The sequence below is a fragment of the Selenomonas sp. oral taxon 136 genome (assembly GCF_001554015.1).
GTDB lineage: Bacteria > Bacillota > Negativicutes > Selenomonadales > Selenomonadaceae > Centipeda > Centipeda felix.
This window is the reverse complement of the sequence record NZ_CP014239.1, coordinates 973,446-991,880: the sequence shown is the minus strand read 5'-3', so window position 1 is coordinate 991,880 and position 18,435 is coordinate 973,446. Positions and strand designations below refer to the sequence as shown.

The following is an 18,435-nucleotide window of genomic DNA, read 5'->3' as shown; positions in this document are numbered from 1 at the left end:
TGTGCCGACGATGCAAAGAGCGCGCTGCACAAGATATTTTCGGTCATTGAAACCGCCATTTTTTTGTGCTAGAATAAATTGCGATCGGATCGGAGAAAGGATGCCATGATGGATGAGGAACTGCGCCGCTACGAGAAGATACGCGGAGCGTACTGTTCGGTCGGGCGGCTCGCGAGCCTCTATGACGGAATGATGACGTACTCGACGTGGTCGGGGAAGCTGGTCTCACGGCTCGTGTGGGGGCTGGATCGCAGCGGCGTGCGCCGCTATGTGACGCTTGCGCTGCGTGCGGCGCACGAGGGCTTTACAGGACGCCTGCTTGAGGTACCCGTCGGGACGGGATGTCTCTCGCTGCCCGTCTATGCGGAGCTCCCGGAGGCGGACATCACCTGTCTCGACTACGCGCCCGCGATGCTTGCGGCGGCGCGTGCGCGTGCGGAGGCACTCGGCATTCGGAACGTCACCTTTACCGAGGGGGACGTCGGGCATTTGACGTTTGGCGACGCTGCGTTCGATGCGGCGGTTTCGATCAATGGGGTTCATGCGTTTCCCGACAAGGAAGCGGCATGGAGCGAGGTACACCGCGTACTGCGTCCCGGCGGACGTCTGACGGGGTCGGTGTTTGTCCTGGGGGAGAATGCGCGGACGGACTTCGTCGTGACGCAGCTCTACACGCGCATGGGATTCTTTACGCCGCCGTATGACACCCGGGAGAGCCTGACGGAGCGCCTGCGTGCGCTCTATGCGGAGGTCTCTGTGGAGTGCGTGGAATCGCTCGCTTGTTTTTCCTGTGTAAAGTAGGGGGATGCCTACTCAAGTGAAGGAGGATATTCTATGAAGTCTTGTACCCTTTCCCGTTTCCTTGCTGCCGCGCTCGTTGCGGGCAGCGCATTTGTTGCCGCACCGGTGGTCTATGCGGCGGATGCTCCCGCTGCACAGGCGCAGGAGGAGCAGGCACCGTTCCAGGGTGATGTCGTCCAGCAGCACATGATGGCGACGATTGACCGCTTCGAAAAGGGGGATATCGCAGGCCTGCAGAATGAGGCGACCGCCGATCTGAAGGCGCATCTCTCGGCCGATCAGCTGAAAGAGGCAAAGGCTCAGTTCGCACAGGACTGGGGCGCACGCGTCTCCGTTGGCAAGCCGTATATGACGGCAGGCAAGGAGAATAATGCGTGGTTCGCGGTCTGCGAGATCGCTGTCGGCTACAAGGCGACGGCTGTGGTCTACCGTCTTAGCTACGACCAGAACATGAAGCTCGCAGGATTCTTCATCCGCTGACGGATCCCTTGATTGCAGCAAAAAGGGGCTGTTGTACGAAGTCGTAAACTTCGTGCAACAGCCCCTTCTTTGTGCCCCTTCCACCGCTTGCGCGGTCCCCCTTCCCCGTGATAACGGGGAAGGCTTAGGATAACGGTATATTAGCTTCCCCCGCTAACGGGGGAAGTGGCGAGCGTAGCGAGCCGATGGGGGAATATGCAACAGCCCCTTTATGATGCCGTGTGTTACGCCGCGTCGTGGTAGACGCTCTGGTCGTTTGTGCTGTCTGCCTTGGCCGCAGGTACCTCTGCGTCGCGCTGGAACGGTGCCGCGCTGTCGTAGGTGGTCTGCACGCCGAAGAGAGTCGTCTCGTGCTGTGTCTGGATGTAGAGCTCCGTGCCGGCGGGGAGGTCGACGTTCTTGCCGTGGACGAACGCACCCGCGACAACGCCGATGGGGCCGAGGACGGCGATGCCAGCGAGGGATGCACCGGCTGCCATGGCGAGATGGGTCATCTCTTTCTTTGACTCCTCACCGATGAAGGTCGTCACGTACGTGCCGTCGAGTGCCTTGGTCTCCTTAAAGTCGATCTCGACCTGTGCGTTGCGGCCGAAGTTGCGCGCTTGGCGCACCTTCGTGACCGTGCCCTCACCGCGCGAGCCCTTCGTGAAGACGAGCACGTCGTTCACGAATACATCGTCGGCGACCTGATACTCGATCGTATCGCCGACCTTGAGTTCCTTCGCGTTGACCGGGGTGACAAGGGCAATCTTGATGAGTGTGTTTGCAGGAACGGAGACGGGGGTGACGGGGATTTCTGCACGTCCAAAGGATGCGGTCGAGAGGGCGGCAATGCGCTTTTTGAACGTACCCTCGGAAGTCTTGCCGAGGAGTGCCGTTTCGAGTTCGCCGACGCGCTCCTGCACGGAGCGCATGCTCGTCTCGTGGTTGATGTTCCACTCGATGGCGTTGAGATCCATTAGAACGGACGGCGATGCGCTGTTCGTATAGACCTCCTCGTAGATCGCATCGATGCGCGCCATGAGGCTGCCGCCGCGATGTTTTCCGTCGTAGTCGCGCTCCAGGCGGTTGATGCGGTCGATGAGCGCACCCGTCTGCTCGCGTCCGTAGGTGTCCTGCTCGATGAGGGCGAGCTTTGACTGGACGGCGTTCGGCGGCTCTGCGGCAAACGCCGTACCGATGGACGTGAGTGCCAGAGCGAGCGTCAGCATGAGAGCGCAGATTTTCTGTCGCATGGATTCATCCTCCTTATGGTGTCGTCTTCTGCTTTGCGAGCAGTTCTTCGATAAAGTCCTCGATGCTCTGCATCGGCGAGGTGGGCGTGTAGACCTGTGGCGCTGCCATGCCCGGCGTCGTGCGCAGTACCTCCTTCGTGTCGTAGACCCCGACCTGACCAGAGAGAATCTGGTAGGTGCGCATCTGCCGATTGAATCGGATGCGGTAGAGGAGGCGACGGTTCTCCGTTGCTTTGACCACGGCGACGCCTGCCTCGCGCTCGGCATCCGAGAGGCGTGTGATGCTCGCGGCATCCACGTAGTAGCCCGTGTCGCCGTTCGCGTCGACAAAGCGCATATCCTCTGCCGCTTCGACGCTGCTGAGGCCAGTGAAAAGGCCAATCAGCACCGCCCAAAATCCACACACTACAATACGCCGCATCCGCAGGACTCCTTCCGTACCTGTCTTTCTCTCTGATTTCGCTCTATTATAGAGGAAAAATTTTTACGCGTCAAATCCTATGGACGTATGGATACAATGAAGTTTCTCAGATTGGTGTAGATTTTTTGAGGACTGCGGGAAAACGAATGCTGGGGGATTTTCTGTCGTAGTGTTTCCCTTGGAACGAGCAGGGCGCGTGCGCTCTTTTCAGTTGCGAAAATTCCGTTTATGATGTAGTATAAGAACGTCAAATCACTTTTAAAGGACAGGAGAACGCGCCGATGAGTACAGCCCACACCACCCGTATTCTGCTCGCACTGACCACCGCCTGTGCGATTTTTCCGGGAGCGGCGCACGCGGCGTACAGCTCAGACTCGGATACGGGGATCGAGCGCCTAGATTTTATCGAAAATCAGCGGCGTGCGGAGCGTGCCAATCGTCTCACGCCGGAGCAGGAAAAGCTGCTTGCCGACGTGGCGGCGATGCGAGAGCATCTGCGTCACCCCGTGGCGGCGGATCAGCCCTCTCCGATCGCGTTTGAGGGCGATGACCTGACGTATGATGAGAGCACGGGCGACTTTACGGCGACGGGGCATGTGGATATTGTCCAGCTGGAGGCGCGTCGCTTTCAGGGGGACTATGTGGCGGGCAATACGGTGCGCGGCGTGGTATCCGTGCCGGATCGCGCGCACGTGCTGCAGCTGACGGAGGGGACGTCGCGCGTGACGCTCGACGGCTATCACATTAACTACAACTATCAGAAACACACGGGGACGATGGAACGGGCGGACGGCAAGGTCGGCGCCTACTATATGACGGGCAAGCGCTTTGAGTTCTACCCCGACAAGATCGTTGTCTATGACGGCACGCAGACGAAGTGCGGGGCGAAGAGCCCTGACTATCATCTCAGCTCGGAGATGGCGGAGCTCTATCCCGGCGACCGACTCATCCTGCACAACGTGAAGTTCTGGGTAAAGAACAAGGTGATCTTTTCTAAAAAGCGGCATGAGGTCGATGTTTCGCACCCGATGCAGAACAATTTCCCGCGCGCGGGCTATGACAGTGACGACGGGCTCTGGCTGGAACAGCGGTTTGAGCAGAACGTTGCCCCGCGCGTGACCGTCGGAGCAAATATCCATGTGACGACGAAGCGCGGATGGCGCAGCTCCTATGATCTCGGCTGGGCGAACGGGGGCGCGAGTGCCGCATTGACCTACGGCGTCTTTGAGGACGGCGACAACGAGTGGGTCAAAAAGATGCCGTCGCTCTCTCTTGGCTATGGGCAGCGCGTCGGACAGTCCCCCATCACCTACAGCCTGTATTCGGAATACGGACGCTGGTACGGCGGTGGGATCCACAGCAACCATCTTAGGTATGGGATCTCCGTTACACACGACACGATTCCCCTGCACGGCTATGGGCTTGATCTTTCGGCGGGCTACTCCGTGACGCGTGAGAGCTACGATCATTCACGTGTACAGGGGCTCAGTGCCAGTGCCTTCCTGACGAAGAAATTTAACGACCGATTTGCGGCCTACGCCGGCGGTATTTACACGAAGAGCTCCAAAGAAAATGCCCTTTTCTCTTACAACGAAGAGGACTACTCCAAGGTCTTTATGGGCGGGCTGAGCTATCGCCTCGGCGAACGTGACCGCATTGCCATTGGCGCGAAGTACGCTGTCGAGCCGCGTGCGTGGACGGATGTGGACTACTACTGGTTCCACGACCTGCACTGCTCGCAGATCATCCTGCGTTACCGTTCCAAGCAGGATGCGTGGCGGATCAAATGGGAGTTCACGCCATGGTGAGTGCACTGGAGCGCCTGAAGAACGCCCCTGTGCTCATCATCGGGGATATGGTGGCGGATGTCTATCTCGACGGGACGATCGCACGCATCTCGCGTGAGGCCCCCGTGCTCGTTCTGGAGCAGCGCGAGGAGCGCGTCGTGGCCGGCGGTGCGGCGAATGTGGCGAACAATGCAGCGACGCTCGGTGGGCGTTCGTATGCCGTCGGCGTCTGCGGGACGGATGCGGGCGCTGATGCGCTCTGCGCCGTGCTCGGAGAAAACGCCGTCGATACGGCGGGATTTGTCCGCGACGCGGCGCGTCCGACCATCACGAAGACGCGCATCATTGCGGGCGGACGCGCGACGGTCAGCCAGCAGATTGTACGCGTTGACCGTGAGTGGCATACGCCGCTTGCGGCGGCGGTGGAGGAGTGTCTCCTCACGGAGATCACGCGCCTCCTCCCACAGGTGCGCGCGGTGGTGCTCTCCGACTATGGGTCGGGTACGGTGACGGAGCGCGTGCGCCGTACGGTGATTGACGCGGCACGTGCGGCGGGGATTCCGAGTATCGTGGATGCACGCTATGACATCCTCAGCTATGCGGGCATCGGCTACGTCAAGCAGAACGACGCGGAGCTCGCGGCGGCACTCGGGCGTGAACTCCGCTCGGCGGCCGACATCCATGCGGCGGGACGTGAACTCCTCACACGCCTCTCGGCGGACGGCGTGCTCATCACGCGTGGGGCGGACGGCATGACGCTCTTTCTCGCAGATGGGTCAGCGACGGATATCCCCGTGAGCGACCACAGTGAGATCTTCGATGTCTCCGGTGCGGGCGATACGTGCGTTGCCGTGATGGCACTCGCTCTTGCGGCGGGAGTGGATCCCGTGACGGCGGCGCGGCTCAGCAATACGGCGTCGGGGATTGCCGTGCGGAAACGCGGGACGGCGACGGTGGCGTGGGCGGAGCTGCACGCGGCACTCACAGCGGAAGGAGACGCTCATGCTCATTCCTGACGAACACATCGAGGCGTACGCGGCGGCACTGCGCGCGTCAGGTGCGCGTGTCGTCTTTACCAACGGCTGCTTTGACATCCTTCATGCGGGGCATGTGCGCTACCTGGCGGCGGCGCGTGCGCAGGGGGATGTGCTCATCCTCGGGCTGAACAGCGACGCCTCTGTGCGGCGGCTCAAGGGGCCGTCGCGCCCCATTAACAATGAGCAGGATCGCGCGGAGGTCGTCGGGGCGCTCGCCGCCGTCGATGCGGTGGTGATCTTTGGCGAGGATACGGCGGAGACGCTGATCGCAAAGGTGCGTCCTGCAGTCTACGTCAAGGGCGGCGACTACACGCGCGAGACGTTGCCCGAGGCGCGCATCGTCGAGGCGTACGGCGGCGAGGTCGCCTTGGTCCCGCTCGTCGCGGGGAAGTCCACGACGGGGATTATTGAGAAGGCGGGCCGCGGGTAATCGCGCGTAGTGTTCGTAGCGTAGGCACCCGTGAGGATTCCCTGAGCGAATCCTAGAGAAGCAAACGGCGCAGAGCGTGCGACCCGCCCCCTGCGGATTTCTATCGTTCAAGCGAAGCGCGTTAAGGAATCCGCAGGTATTTAGGCGGACGAGCACGCGCCCGTTTGCGTAACGAGGCATTCGCTCAGGGAATCACACGGTGTTGGCTACAGGCGGACACGCTGTGTATGCGCGAACATATAGCGAAAGAAAGGAGGGCAGTCCATGAAGAATATCTTGGTCGTCAAACTCAGTGCGATCGGCGATGTGATTCATGCGCTGCCCGTTTCCTATGCCATCAAGGAGACCTATCCCGATGCACATCTGACGTGGGTGGTCGAGCCGCCCGCCTATCCTCTGCTTGAGGGAAATCCGTACATCGACGAGCTCATCCTCTTTGAAAAGGCGAAGTTCCGCAGCATCGGCGGATTCCTCCGTGAATATCCGCCCCTGCACCGCCGTCTGCGCGCGCGCCGCTATGATGTCTCGCTCGATCTGCAGGGGCTCTTCAAGTCGGCAGCGATCGTCTATACAGCGGGGGCGAGGGAGCGCGTCGGCACGGCGAATATGCGCGAGGGTGCGGACCGTGTGAGCCGCCCTGTGCGCGGGCCGCACGCACACGGACACATCGTCGAGCGCTATCTCGATGTAGCACGTGCCATCGGCTGCCGTGTGGATGCAGTGCGTTTTCCCATCACCGTCTCGGATCGTGACTGCATGGCGGCGGAGATGCTGCTGCAGCGCGAGGGCGTGCCGGAGGGGCGGACGTTTACCGCCTTTGCCGTCGGGGCGAACTGGCCGAACAAGCGCTGGCCGGCGGAGCACTTCGCCGCGCTCGGCGACCGCCTCTATGAGGCACATATCGTTCCCGTGCTCGTTGGCGGGGGGCATCTCGATGCGACGATTGCCGCCGACATCATGGCGGCGGCGCGGATCCCGCCCGTGAATCTCGTCGGGCGGACGAACCTCAAGCAGCTCGCACATCTCTTTACGCGTGCCGCGCTCGTCCTCGGCGGCGATACGGGACCCGTACATCTCGCTGCGGGGCTCGGACGGCCGACCGTCATGCTGATGGGACCAACGGATGCGAACCGCAACGGCCCGTACGGGCAGCAGGAGAATGCCATCGAGGTGGACCGCTCCTGCCGCAGCTGCTGGAAACGCGCCTGCCCGAAGGGGCTCGACTGCCTCGCGGCGATCACGGTGGATGAGGCGGAGAAGAAGATCACGGCTGTTCTGCACGCTGCTGTGCCATGACTGACGAACGGACATCGGAGGGGAAAGAGTTGTATCAAAACATTCTCGTCATCCACCTCATGCACCTCGGCGATCTCATGCTCGGCACGCCCGTGCTGGCCGCCCTGCGTCAGCAGTATCCGGCGGCGCGCATCACGCTCCTCGCGGACAAGAAGCTTGCGGATGTCGTCGCCGCGAACGAGCATCTCGACGAATGCCTCCTGATTGACAAAAAGGGCGCAGACGGCGGCATTCTCGGCATCCTGCGCTATGCAATGCGCCTGCGGAAAAACCGCTACGATCTCGTCATCAATCTCCACCGCAACGAGCGCTCCTCAGCACTCGCCGCACTCAGCGGCGGACGGCGCATCGTCGGCTATGCAAAGCCGGGCTTCGCTCTCGCCTTCGACCATGTCAGCCCGAGTCAGAATCAGGTGATGCACGAGGTGCACTCGCACTATGCGGCACTGCGCGCGGCGGGCGTACTCAATGCAGACGGGACGGCGGGGCTCGAGATGTGGATTCCGCCTGCGGCGAAGGAGGAGGCAGAGCGTCTCTGGCAGGTGCATTTTGCTCCGACCGACAAGGTGATTGCGCTCAACATCGGCGCGAGCTGGGCGACCAAGCGATGGATTGATGCGTACTTCGCCGTCGTGGCTGACACCTATCTCCGACGCGGCTATCACATCGCCGTCATGGGCGGCCCGATGGATATGGAGATGGTGGAGGAATGCCGTGCCCGCATGGAGGAACGCGAGCATCCGCACCTCCATATCTTTACGGGGCAGGTCAGCCTCGGCGTGCTCGCAGGGCTCCTCTCCCGCTGCATCCTCTTCATCACGACGGACTCCGGGCCAATGCACGTCGGTGTCGCAATGCACGTCCCCGTGATCTGTATGTTCGGCTCGTCGCCGATTCCCGGGTTCTACCCCTACGATGCGCGGAGCATCTCCGTCCGTGCGCCCGTCTCGTGTCATCCGTGCCGCATCCACGAGTGCCCGCTCGCAGGAGAGGAGCACATGATGTGCATGAAGCGGATGCCGACTGACCTCATTTTGCAGTATGCCGATCAGATCCTGCGCGAGGAGGGCGAGCGTCCCGCGTGCGAACTGCCCGCACCGACGGATTTTGAGACGCGTGTGGTGGAGATGGCAGACGGGCATTTTGCCCTCGCACCACGCGGAGCGGCAGGTCGGGTCGTTCGTTCGAGTTTACCGCAGAGCAGATAGGAGCATTTTCATGGATATGGAAAAAATCCGCAGCGTCGTTGCCGAAAAGAGCGCGCGCAGCAACATCCTCGTCGTCGGCGATGTCATGCTCGACAAGTATTATACGGGAGAGGTGACGCGCATCTCCCCCGAGGCGCCGGTGCCGATCACCCACGTGACGGGGACGCGCGAGACGCTCGGCGGGGCGGCAAACGTCGCGCACAACCTGGCGCTCCTTGGGACGAACGTCAGCATCGCGGGCTATGTCGGCAGGGATCCGCACTGCGACAGCCTGCTGGATAAATTCAAATCGCGCGGCATTGACTATGCAGGACTCGTCCATACGGAGCGTCCGACGACGACGAAGATCCGCATCATCGGCGGGCATCAGCAGATGCTGCGGCTGGACTTTGAGGACGTAAAGCCCATCGACGGCGCGGATGCGGAGCAGTACCTCGCCTACATCGATCAGAAGCTGAACGAGAGCATGGACTGCGTCATCATCTCGGACTATGGCAAGGGCGCGTGCACGGAGCACGCCTGCCAGCACATCATCCATGCGGCACACGATCACGGCGTCCCTGTCATCGTCGATCCGAAGGGACCGCAGTGGGCGAAGTACAAGGGGGCGGACTATGTGACGCCGAACCTGAAGGAGATCAACGAGATCCTCTTAGAACCGATCGTCAACGAGAACGGCGCGGCGGAGCGGGCGGCACACTATGCCATACGCAAGTTCGGCGTGAAGAACGTCATCCTGACGCGCTCGGCAAAGGGCATCTCGCTCATCCACGGGCAGACGGCCGTCCACATCCCGACGCGCGCACAGGAGGTGTTCGATGTCTCGGGGGCGGGCGACACGGTGATCGCCGTCTTCGGGCTCGCCCTCGCAGGCGGGCTGAAGCCCGAGGACGGCGCGGCACTCGCCAATCTCGCAGCGAGCGTCGTTGTCTCGAAACTCGGTACGTATGCCGTGAGCCGTGAGGAACTGCTCCGCGTGCTCGATCGGCAGGAAGGGGAAGATCTATGATTATCGTTACCGGCGGTGCCGGCTTTATCGGCAGCAATATCGTCCATGCGCTGAATGCGCGCGGCTATCGCGACATCCTCATCGTCGACGATCTGGAGGACGGCGAGAACTACAAGAATCTGCGCGGTCTCCATTTCATCGACTATCAGCACAAGGACGACTTTCTCCACCTCGTCGAGGAGGGGGACTTCGACGGGACGGACATCGACGCGATCTTCCACGAGGGCGCATGCTCGGATACGATGGAGTATGACGTCAACTATATGATGAAGGTCAACTACGCATACTCCAAGGCACTCCTGCACTTTGCGATGGGCGCGCGCATCCCGTTCTTCTATGCCTCCTCCGCCTCGACGTATGGCGGCGGAGCACATGGCTTTACCGAGGGGGATGCGTGTGAGGACGCACTCAATCCCTATGCGTTCTCAAAGCTCGCGTTCGACCGCTATGTGCGGCAGGTTATCCCCGAGGCGCGCAGCCCCGTCGTCGGACTGCGCTACTTCAACGTCTATGGTCCCCAGGAGCATCACAAGGGCAAGATGGCGTCGATCTTCTATCAGCTCTATCATCAGATTCTCGATATGGGGGAGGCGCGGCTCTTCCGCGGGACAGACGGCATCGCAGACGGCGAGCAGCGGCGCGACTTCGTCTACGTCGGTGACGTCGTGCGTGTCAACCTGCATTTCTTTGAAAATGGCGGGGAGAGCGGCGTCTACAACTGCGGCACAGGGACGGCGCATACGTACAACGAAGCGGCGCGTGCCGTGATCGCCGCGCTCGGCAGGGGGCAGATCGTCTATCGCGACTTCCCCGAGGTGCTGCGCGGCAAGTATCAGAACTACACGCAGGCGGATACGGCTGCACTGATCGCTGCGGGCTACACGGGCGGTTTCACGCCGATGGAGCAGGCGGTGAAGGAGTACTGCGACTTCCTGAATGCGGGCGGCTACTTCTCCTATGCCGAATAAGGCGCTCTTCTTCGACCGTGACGGCACGCTTAACGTTGACGTGCACTACCTCCACGATCCTGCGGACTTCGTGTGGGTGGAGGGCGCCATCGAGGCGATTCGCTGGGCGAACGAGCACGGCTATCTCGTCATCGTCATCACGAATCAGAGCGGCATCGCGCGCGGCTACTACGACGAGGCGGCGGTGCATCGTCTGCACGACTGGATGAATGCGGAGCTCGCACGGCAGGGCGCGCACATTGATGCATTCTACTACTGTCCGCATCATCCTGCGGGGCGTGTGCCGGCGTATACACGGGTGTGTGACTGCCGCAAGCCCGCGCCCGGGATGCTCCTGCGCGCGATGGCAGAACACGAGATTGACCCCGCTGCATCGCTGATGGTCGGCGATGCGGCGAGCGACGTCACGGCAGCAAAGCAGGCGGGGGTGCGCGGCGTGCGCTATGCGTGCGGGAGCCTCGCGGACTGCGTGCGGGAGGCGCTGGCATCGTAGCGATGGTAACATACAGAGAAAGCGAAGATGGTCTGTAACATGCTGCAGAAACTCAAGGGAACTCCTGTTATACGGCTCCATACGTGGGCATTCTATCTGCTCTGCGGGTTTGGACTTTTTAGTAGTGTTTCGACTACGGTTACCAGTATTTTTCTCAGCCTGCTCACGGCGCTGCTTCTCTTCCGCTTGTGGGTGAAGCATGATGACTGGCAAGATGCGCTGCCCGATGGGCAGCTTTGTCTGGCACTTTTGCTGCTGATGGGCGCAGTCGTTTTGTCTTCTTTTTTTTCCAGCGATATCCTGCATAGTTTGCGCGTATTCAGTCATCAGTATGGAACGCGTGCGGTCGGACTATTTGCTGTCCTACTGATGATTCGACAGCGAAAACAGCTGATTTGGATTGCGGCCTGTATCGGCATTTCACTCTTCATCAACGATGTGGCTGTTGTCTTTCAAGGTGTCGTGCAGGGTGATTATCGGGCCGTCGGATTTTCTTCCTATATGACAGTGGGAGGAATCCTCTCCATGCTGCTCCCTGCCCTGCTCCTTCTTTCGCTCGGTGATCATCTTGATGTACGCTGGCGCACCCTTGCAGCAGGCTCATTCCTCCTTGGCTGCGGGGCTTTGCTGTACAATGGTACGCGCGGAGCATGGCTTGCCGTTCCCGTTGCCATGTGTCTTTGCACTGTCGTTTTCGTCCGTCAAAAGAAGCAGTTTGTTATCGGTGCACTCGTTGCGTTGAGCGTGTTTGCAGGAATCTTTATGATGTCGCCGTCACTCTCGTCACGGTTTGTCTCCATCGGCGATACACATAATCAAAGTAACTCAGAGCGGTTTCTTCTTTGGACAAGTGCCTATCACATGTTCGTAGATCATCCGTTGTTTGGCGTTGGGTTTGCCGAGTTTCAGACATCATATCATAGGGAATACGTTTCCCCCGAGGCAAAGGAACCTTGGCTGGCACATGCCCACAGCAATGTAATGCATATGCTTGCAGAGTGTGGAGGAGTTGGTCTTCTCGCTCTGCTGTTCTTCTGGTATACGTTCCTATCCTATGGATTCCGCACATGGATGGCAACCCGTCATATTGCGGCACTGCTTATACCTGCCATTCTTCTGGGACTCATTCTGCAGGGACTGACGGAATACAATATGGGGAATGCAGCAGTGATGAAGCTGTATTGGGTACTAATGGGGCTCTGTCTGCAATGGCTGCGTCTGGATCACTATGCGCCGGCATAATATAGGGGAGGGGAGACGGGTGAGACTTGCCGTTATCATTCTTACACATAACGAGGAACATCACATCGAGGCGTGCATTCAGAGTGCATCGTTTGCTGATGAGATTCTTGTGATCGACGATATGAGCACGGATCGTACGGCGGAACTGGCACAGAGCCTCGGCGCACGTGTTGTCACGCACTCTCTCGCGGGAGATTTCGCGGGTCAGCGGAACTTTGCCCTGATGCAGACGGATGCGGACTGGGTACTCTATGTGGATGCGGATGAGCGCGTGAACGAGGGGACAGAGGCGGAGCTGCGCCGTATTATGGCGGCAGATGTACGTGCTGTGTACGAGATCAAACGCATCAACGTCGTCTTTGGACAGCGTATGTGTTGCGGCGGGCATCGACCGGACTACCCTCGGCGATTTTTTCCGCGCGATGCAGTGCACTGGACAGGGCTGGTGCACGAGCGTGCGGAGTCTGAACTCCCCGTACGCCGTATGGGAGGGAGCCTCCTGCACCATACATACGAAAGCTGGGAACAGTATTTTCAGAAGTTCAATCAATATACAACGCTCATGGCAGAACGGCAGCATAGAGAGGGGCGGCACGCGTCCTTCCTGAAAATTCTCCTTGATCCGCCGTTTGCCTTTTTTCGCTACTATATCCTGCAGTGCGGTTTCCTCGATGGGCGGATTGGCTTTATTCTCGCCATGTTTCACGGTTTCTATACGATGGCGAAGTATGTGAAACTGCATGATTTGACCATGAACGGGGATAGGAACGTATATGAAGATCGCCATATTTGAAAATATCATGACGCCGGGAGGACATGAGGTCGACTTTGACCGCATTCTTACGGAAGAACTGCGGGCACTTGGACATGAGGTCGTGTTCTATGTGCCGGAGGGGTTTCATTTTGGTATGGATTACCATACGGACGTTCACTATCTGCCAGGTGCATCGGTCTCCTATACAAACGCACGCGGGATTCGCAAACTCCTCCGCTCTGTCCGCCGGGAACGCAGACGCTTCGGTTGGTATCGCGCTCTCTATGAGGAGGCACAGAGGGGGGCGTTTGATGCGCTGATTGTTCCTACCTCCACCTATCGTTATCTTCGCGCACTGCGTCGAAGCGTTCTGCGTCGATCACCTGTTCCGGTCATCTTTATTCAGCACGGCATCAACCCAAGCGAGGCTCCCAAATTTTTTAGTGCGGCAGATGCTTTGGCGAAATATCCAAATATCCGCCCCGTCGTGCTGACGTTTGGAGACGAGCTCTTTGGCGAACGGAGAGCGAATGTGCACCTGATGCCGCCGCCGGCGTTTGTCCCGCGCGATGTAGAGCATGGACAATATGCCCCGATACGGTCAGATGAAGCGATAACCATTGGCTTCTTTGGTCAATTTCGCCGGGAAAAACGCCTTGAGGATCTTCTGAAAGTGTATCTGGCGGGGAATTATACGCGTCCCGTCAAATTGCTCGTGCAGGGATCGACCATGCACGAGGAGGATGCGGCAGAGTTTGAGCGCATTATCTCCTGCTATGAGGGAAAAGGCATTACGTTCCTGCATCGTGGGCTGATCGGAGCCGAGTGGCAGCGTGCAATCATGCAGGTGGATGCACTGCTTTTGCCGTACTCTGCACCGCGGTATCGGTATCATTGGGGGGCAATGCTCTTTACGGCGATTGGTTTTCAGAAGCCGGTTCTTACGAGTGACGATATGAATCCTGAGGTGTTTGCTGCATACGCCATCGGGGAGACGTTTCCCAGCGGCGATATGGACGCCCTTCGGAAAACACTGGAGCGTTTTATTAATGAGTACGATGTGCGTGCGCCGCAATGGCATAAGGCACTCAGTGATGCCGCCGCAGTCTATGCACCATCACGTTTCGCCGCGCGCATCGCAGCTGTTGCTGGAGGGGAAGATAAGGACAGGGAGCCGATATGATCACTGAGATCTATGATGTTGCGCATCGCGCCTATCGTTTTCATATCTTGCGAGAGCGCCATCGCGCTCTCGTCTTTATGGTACGCGGGCTGCTGCATCGGCGGCAGCTGCGTGAGCTCTATGAGTTCTTCCAAGAGACAGAGGTGCGCAGAGCCCTCTATGCGCGCAATCCATTTCCCCTCGAACAGGCAACGCGCGCCTTTTTTTATGCAGGCTCGACGGTGCGTATGCGGGTGAAACTCATCCAAGAGCACTATGCTTATCTTGAGCAGAAGTTAGAACCTACGGCATTTGTATCGCTTGGTTATGATACGGCATACGAGATTTGGCGCACGCCAGAGACGGATATGACATGGCATGCGTATCTGAAGTTTGAACCCGGACAGCGCAAGGAGGGGCTGCTCTCCGTGATGATGGACGTGGATGGGGAGCATCTCTATCAGATCATCTTCTGGATCGAGCAGAGAGACGATCAGCCGACGTTTGTGATCGGAGCGATGCAGGGACCGAACACAGAGAACGCGCAGGACTTCGTCCGTGAGATGACGAAGCGCGCCCATCGTTTCCGCACGAAGAATCTGATCCTCTATATGACGCAGGCTGTGGCACGTGCGCTCGGCATAAAACGCATGCTTGCTGTCTCGAATGCAGGCTACTACGCTAACAACCACGTCCGCCTTGACCGCAAGCTGAAGACGGATTTCGGCGCATTCTGGGAGGAGGTTGGCGGATGGGAGACGGACGATCGCCGCTTCTACGAGCTTCCGCTCGTCTATCCACGCAAGACGATGGAGGAGGTTCCGACGCGCAAGCGTGCGGTCTATCGGCGACGGTTTGCATTTCTTGATGCATTGGATGAGGAAATAGAGACGTCGATGGGGCGGTTGCTTAAAGATGTGGGGGAGAAGACATGATGTTGGATACCTTGAAAGATAAGATGGCATATTGCCTGACAGACTACAGAGATAAGATACAGTTCTATATCGATCTGTACAGTTACTGCAGCAATATCAAGCTAACGGATTGGCAGTCACAGTGTCCTCCCGTTGCTATTCCTAAGGTCATTCATTATTGCTGGTTTGGGTGCGGAGAGTACTCTTCGCTGATCAAAAAATGTATGGCAACATGGGAGCGTGTATTGCCGGATTATGAATTTGTTCTCTGGAATGAGGATAACTTCCCCATTGAAAAATATCCTTTTGCACAGGAGGCGTACGACAAGAAGAAATATGCCTTCACTTCGGATGTTGCACGGCTCGCTGCCTTATATGAACATGGCGGAATTTATCTCGATACAGACATCGAGATGCTGAAATCATTCGACCCGTTTTTATCGCACCGCGCATTTACCGGATTTGAGACCTATGGCAATGTCCGCGCACGGATCCAGTCGGGTGTAATGGGGGCAGTCCCGCATCACCCTTGGATCGAGCTGCTTTTACGATGGTATGAAGGAAAGCACTTTAGCGGATACGCAACATTTATGCCAAATACACGAATTATTTCCAAGATTATTGGACGTTATTATCGTGTAAAGCTGGATGGACAGCCGATGGTTCTGGATGGTGATGTTCATATTTATCCTGCGGCATATTTCTGTCCCGGTAAACAGGCATCAGAACAGAGTTGTTGCATACATCATTTTATCGGTTCTTGGTTCGACTAATGTGGTAAACAGAACATAACACCCAACGGAGTCATTTACATCCGTTGGGTGTTTATCGTATATAAATTGGAAGAGCTCGTCCCGTATCTCCTGTCTCAGATTCAGGAGCTGTCCTTCCTGCTCTGCATCATTCCTTTTCCCTTGTCGCGGGCGGCGTCCCCTGCACGCTCTCCACATTCAGCCCCGGTGTGATGCCGCGTGTATAACGGCGCTCCATGCGGTCGTGGACATGGGCGTATTTCGCCGTGACCTTGGGGCTGCGCTGGCGCAGGGTTTCCTGTACGACGCGCAGATCCTTGGTCTCCTGATAGAGGTTCGTGCCGCAGCTGTGGCGGAAGAGGTGGCAGGCATAGCCGGGCTGCTTGAGCCCCGCCTCGGTGAGTGCCTTGTTGATGACATAGCGGATGCCGACGCGCGAGATGCGCCCCTTCGGGTTGTTGTTCGCGCAGGAGATGATGGTCGGCGTGAGGCGGCTCTCGGGCGGGACGGCGCCGCGCGTCTCGATGTATGCGCGCAGGATGCCGAAGGTCTCCTCGCAGGGGTAGATGATGCCCGCGTGTCCCTTGCCGCGGATCTCGATGCGCCCGCGCTGCCAGTCGATGTCCTCGTCGGAGAGGCGCATGACTTCGACGACGCGCAGACCCTCGACCCCCATGAGATAGACGATGAGGAGGTTGCGCAGACGGCGCAGCTCGTTCTTGTCGGCGGCGAGCCCCTCGCAGATCTCCTTGATCTGATCGACGGTGAGGTATTTATAGTCCTCGTCGAGGTGCTGCGGGTTGCGCAGCTGGAGGTCGGCGCAGGGATTCTCGGCGATGAAGGAGAGCCGCTGGGCGACCTTGTAAAAGGCACGGATCGCCGCGCCCTTGATCATGAGGGTGGCGGCACTGTAGCCGCGCGTCCGCATCTCCTCCATGTAGACGCGAATCTGGTAGTCGTGTACGTCGCTTAGCGGATGCAGTCCCTGCTCCATGCACCAGTGGAGAAAGAGGCGGATGGCGAGCTCATACGTGTCGCGCGTGTCCGCCGTCGGTGCGCCGCCCGCGATGTAGCGCGGGAGGTATTCGTAGAAATGCGCGATAAAGTACTCCGGTGTAATGGCGTCCTGCCGCACGCTGATGGACGGCGCATCCATGCGGCGCACACCTGCGGGCGCATTCTCCCCGCGCTGCGCGGGAACGCCCATCTCCTGCGTGCCGCCGCTGCGGTATGCGCGATTTCCTGCCAAAAATGTCACCTCTTTCCACAGACCACGAGCATCAGTGTTTCTTGCGGAACTCTGCCATGAACGCGGCGAGCGCCTCGACGCCCGCAAGGGGCATGGCGTTGTAAATGGAGGCGCGCATGCCGCCGACGCTGCGGTGTCCCTTGATGCCGCCGAGGTTGTGTTCCTTTGCCTCGGCAACGAATGCCGTTTCGAGTTCCTCGGTCGGCAGGCGGAAGGTGACGTTCATGCGCGAGCGGCTGCCCTTGTCGGCATGCCCGCGGTAGAATCCGTCGGAGCTGTCGATGGCATCGTAGAGGAGCGCCGCCTTCTTTGCGTTTGCCTCGCCCATGGCGGCGAGACCGCCGCGCTCTTTGATCCAGCGGGCGACTTTGCCGACGATGTAGATGGCAAAGACGGGCGGGGTGTTGTAGAGGGAGTCGTTCTTCTGGAAGGTGCTGTAGCGCAGCATGGTCGGCAGCTCGGCGGGGGTGTTCGCGAGGAGCTCTTTTTTCGCGATGTTCAGTACGACGCCGGCGGGGCCGAGGTTTTTCTGCACGCCCGCATAGATGAAGTCGTAGGAGGAGAAGTCCCACGGGCGCGAGAGCATGTCGGACGACATGTCGGCAAAGAGGGGGACGCCGTTTGTCTGCGGCGTGTAGTGGTACTCCGTGCCGTAGATGGTGTTGTTGAGGCAGATGTGGAGGTAGGCCGCGCCGGGCGCGATGTTCAGCTCGTCCTGACGCGGGACGCGGACGTAGTTCTCCTCCTTGGTGGAGGCGGCGACGGTGCCGACGCCGAGTTTGACGGCCTCCTCGTATGCCTTCTGGGAGAAGGAGCCGGAGAGGGCGTAGCTGCCGGGGTGAGACTCGGTGGCGAAGTTCAGCGGGATGAGGGCAAAGGTCTGGCTGGCGCCGCCGGCGGTAAAGATGATGTCGTAGTCGTCGCCGAGCCCCATCAGTTCTTTGATGTCCGCCTTGGCCTGCTGGTGTACTTCGTCGTAGGCGGGGGCACGGTGGCTGATCTCGAGGATGGACATGCCTGTGCCGTGGAAGTTGAGCATCTCGCTCTGGACTTCTTTCAGGACGTCCTCGGGCAGGACGGCGGGGCCGGGGTTAAAGTTATAGATGCGTTCGTTCATTTTGTGTCTCCCTCTATATCCTATCATTTCCATTGGGCGCCCCCTCCGTCACGCTGGTGCGTGCCGCCTCCCCCGTTGCG

General features: G+C 59.2%; 19 protein-coding genes. 15 read left to right on the top strand and 4 right to left on the bottom strand.

Annotation, left to right across the window (positions count from 1 at the left end):
* The first annotated feature begins 105 nt into the window (after positions 1-105).
* On the top strand, positions 106-801 hold the full coding sequence (locus AXE86_RS04745) for a class I SAM-dependent methyltransferase (RefSeq protein WP_009753298.1): 696 nt from the start codon (positions 106-108) through the stop codon (positions 799-801).
* A 33-nt stretch (positions 802-834) separates the two neighbouring features.
* Positions 835-1,281, top strand: a complete 447-nt coding sequence (locus AXE86_RS04740) for a DUF3887 domain-containing protein (protein WP_061945200.1) — start codon at positions 835-837, stop codon at positions 1,279-1,281.
* Between the two features lie 224 nt (positions 1,282-1,505).
* On the opposite strand, the gene AXE86_RS04735 is transcribed toward AXE86_RS04740, so the two are convergent.
* A complete protein-coding gene (locus AXE86_RS04735) occupies positions 1,506-2,516 on the bottom strand; it encodes a hypothetical protein (protein WP_061945198.1) in 1,011 nt (336 codons plus the stop codon).
* Positions 2,517-2,529: 13 nt separating this feature from the next.
* Positions 2,530-2,937 carry a hypothetical protein gene (locus AXE86_RS04730; protein WP_050342430.1) on the bottom strand — a complete coding sequence of 136 codons (408 nt, stop codon included), beginning with the start codon at positions 2,935-2,937 and terminating at the stop codon, positions 2,530-2,532.
* 281 nt (positions 2,938-3,218) lie between these two features.
* Between AXE86_RS04730 and AXE86_RS04725 the strand changes: the two genes are divergently transcribed.
* The 13 genes from AXE86_RS04725 to AXE86_RS04665 all read left to right on the top strand — a co-directional run bounded on the left by AXE86_RS04725 (position 3,219) and on the right by AXE86_RS04665 (position 16,010).
* Positions 3,219-4,745, top strand: a complete 1,527-nt coding sequence (locus AXE86_RS04725; protein ID WP_061945196.1) for a hypothetical protein — start codon at positions 3,219-3,221, stop codon at positions 4,743-4,745.
* Positions 4,739-5,740, top strand: coding sequence for a bifunctional heptose 7-phosphate kinase/heptose 1-phosphate adenyltransferase (locus tag AXE86_RS04720; RefSeq protein ID WP_061945194.1), 1,002 nt, complete (start codon positions 4,739-4,741; stop codon positions 5,738-5,740). The genes AXE86_RS04725 and AXE86_RS04720 overlap by 7 nt, the downstream gene beginning before the upstream one ends.
* On the top strand, positions 5,727-6,191 hold the full coding sequence (gene rfaE2, locus AXE86_RS04715; protein ID WP_061945193.1) for a D-glycero-beta-D-manno-heptose 1-phosphate adenylyltransferase: 465 nt from the start codon (positions 5,727-5,729) through the stop codon (positions 6,189-6,191). The genes AXE86_RS04720 and rfaE2 overlap by 14 nt, the downstream gene beginning before the upstream one ends.
* A 264-nt stretch (positions 6,192-6,455) precedes the next feature.
* Entirely contained in the window at positions 6,456-7,487 is a 1,032-nt protein-coding gene (locus tag AXE86_RS04710; RefSeq protein WP_061945191.1) for a glycosyltransferase family 9 protein, read from the top strand.
* Positions 7,488-7,516: 29 nt separating this feature from the next.
* On the top strand, positions 7,517-8,695 hold the full coding sequence (locus AXE86_RS04705; protein ID WP_198145290.1) for a glycosyltransferase family 9 protein: 1,179 nt from the start codon (positions 7,517-7,519) through the stop codon (positions 8,693-8,695).
* Between the two features lie 10 nt (positions 8,696-8,705).
* Entirely contained in the window at positions 8,706-9,704 is a 999-nt protein-coding gene (gene rfaE1, locus AXE86_RS04700; RefSeq protein WP_061945187.1) for a D-glycero-beta-D-manno-heptose-7-phosphate kinase, read from the top strand.
* The gene (rfaD, locus tag AXE86_RS04695; RefSeq protein WP_061945185.1) at positions 9,701-10,672 is read left to right on the top strand and encodes an ADP-glyceromanno-heptose 6-epimerase; all 972 of its coding nucleotides are present in this window, start codon (positions 9,701-9,703) and stop codon (positions 10,670-10,672) included. Before rfaE1 ends, rfaD begins: the two co-directional genes overlap by 4 nt.
* Positions 10,662-11,165, top strand: a complete 504-nt coding sequence (gmhB, locus tag AXE86_RS04690; RefSeq protein ID WP_061945183.1) for a D-glycero-beta-D-manno-heptose 1,7-bisphosphate 7-phosphatase — start codon at positions 10,662-10,664, stop codon at positions 11,163-11,165. Before rfaD ends, gmhB begins: the two co-directional genes overlap by 11 nt.
* A 39-nt stretch (positions 11,166-11,204) precedes the next feature.
* A complete protein-coding gene (locus tag AXE86_RS04685; protein WP_061946943.1) occupies positions 11,205-12,407 on the top strand; it encodes an O-antigen ligase family protein in 1,203 nt (400 codons plus the stop codon).
* 19 nt (positions 12,408-12,426) lie between these two features.
* On the top strand, positions 12,427-13,200 hold the full coding sequence (locus tag AXE86_RS04680) for a glycosyltransferase family 2 protein (protein WP_061945181.1): 774 nt from the start codon (positions 12,427-12,429) through the stop codon (positions 13,198-13,200).
* Complete coding sequence (locus AXE86_RS04675) at positions 13,181-14,344, top strand: glycosyltransferase (RefSeq protein ID WP_061945179.1); 1,164 nt, start codon at positions 13,181-13,183, stop codon at positions 14,342-14,344. Before AXE86_RS04680 ends, AXE86_RS04675 begins: the two co-directional genes overlap by 20 nt.
* Positions 14,341-15,258: a VirK/YbjX family protein gene (locus AXE86_RS04670; protein ID WP_009753283.1), complete on the top strand. Its 918-nt coding sequence runs from the start codon at positions 14,341-14,343 to the stop codon at positions 15,256-15,258. Before AXE86_RS04675 ends, AXE86_RS04670 begins: the two co-directional genes overlap by 4 nt.
* Positions 15,255-16,010 carry a glycosyltransferase family 32 protein gene (locus AXE86_RS04665; protein WP_083501154.1) on the top strand — a complete coding sequence of 252 codons (756 nt, stop codon included), beginning with the start codon at positions 15,255-15,257 and terminating at the stop codon, positions 16,008-16,010. Before AXE86_RS04670 ends, AXE86_RS04665 begins: the two co-directional genes overlap by 4 nt.
* A 127-nt stretch (positions 16,011-16,137) precedes the next feature.
* On the opposite strand, the gene AXE86_RS04660 is transcribed toward AXE86_RS04665, so the two are convergent.
* Positions 16,138-17,196, bottom strand: a complete 1,059-nt coding sequence (locus tag AXE86_RS04660; protein WP_157064454.1) for a tyrosine-type recombinase/integrase — start codon at positions 17,194-17,196, stop codon at positions 16,138-16,140.
* A 73-nt stretch (positions 17,197-17,269) separates the two neighbouring features.
* On the bottom strand, positions 17,270-18,355 hold the full coding sequence (gene serC, locus AXE86_RS04655) for a 3-phosphoserine/phosphohydroxythreonine transaminase (protein ID WP_061945173.1): 1,086 nt from the start codon (positions 18,353-18,355) through the stop codon (positions 17,270-17,272).
* Between the last annotated feature and the right edge of the window lie 80 nt (positions 18,356-18,435).